This is a genomic window from Mesorhizobium sp. M7A.F.Ca.MR.176.00.0.0, assembly GCF_004023165.1.
Lineage (GTDB): Bacteria > Pseudomonadota > Alphaproteobacteria > Rhizobiales > Rhizobiaceae > Mesorhizobium.
In genome coordinates this window covers 9,544-10,169 of sequence record NZ_RZTC01000165.1, presented here as the reverse complement: position 1 = coordinate 10,169, position 626 = coordinate 9,544, and the positions used below count along the sequence as shown (strand labels likewise).

General features: G+C 62.8%; 2 protein-coding genes. One reads left to right on the top strand and one right to left on the bottom strand.

Annotated elements, in window-relative coordinates; genetic code table 11:
* Window positions 1–216, bottom strand: a 216-nt coding sequence (locus EOB59_RS35725; RefSeq protein WP_206622089.1) for a hypothetical protein, incomplete at its 3' end; no start/stop codon positions are given.
* Here EOB59_RS35725 and EOB59_RS35720 point away from each other — a divergent pair.
* The coding region (locus EOB59_RS35720; protein ID WP_206622088.1) for a hypothetical protein at window positions 199–626 on the top strand (428 nt) is incomplete at its 3' end. The two genes, EOB59_RS35725 and EOB59_RS35720, sit on opposite strands and share 18 nt — an antisense overlap.

The following is a 626-nucleotide window of genomic DNA, read 5'->3' as shown; positions in this document are numbered from 1 at the left end:
GCACTTGGGCCGCGCAGCATTCCCAGTGTCGGGCAGCGTTGTCGGCCAGATGGGCTTGCCGGTCATGGCGATGGATAAGCTGTCAAGGCTTGCGAATGGCCGCGCGCGGCTCTCCGGTCCAGGCAAATCCATCGAAGAAATCGCTAGCTCGGCATGGGCCGTCTTGCTCACCGCCGACGCCGAACGGGAGACGGCGTGATGGCTGAGATTGACCACGCGAGCATCCTATTCCCCAACGACGCGCCGTCGAAGCCTGCGGCTGTGCCTGAGTGGGCGCGGGTACAGCAAACGGCTGCGGAACAGCGATTGGTAGGCAATCACGGAAAGCCCGACGACGCTGCCGTAGTGTTCCCGAGTGAGCGCAAGGCCGACGCCCCGCCTCCTGCCGGTAAAGATGATCCCGCCGCGATACTGTTCAAGGATGACGCCGCCCGAAAGGATGTCGATTACGCGGCTCACGTTGGCGGCGAACTGGATCAATTCACGCTCGACGCGATGAAAGATGGGGACATTGAGCGGGCTGGCGCTTTGAAGGCGGCAACGGCGGCGCTGAGTGAGAATTTCCGGACTTCTGGAACCGACCCGGCATCCATCCAGGAAGCCTTCACCATTGTCCGACAGAGCGC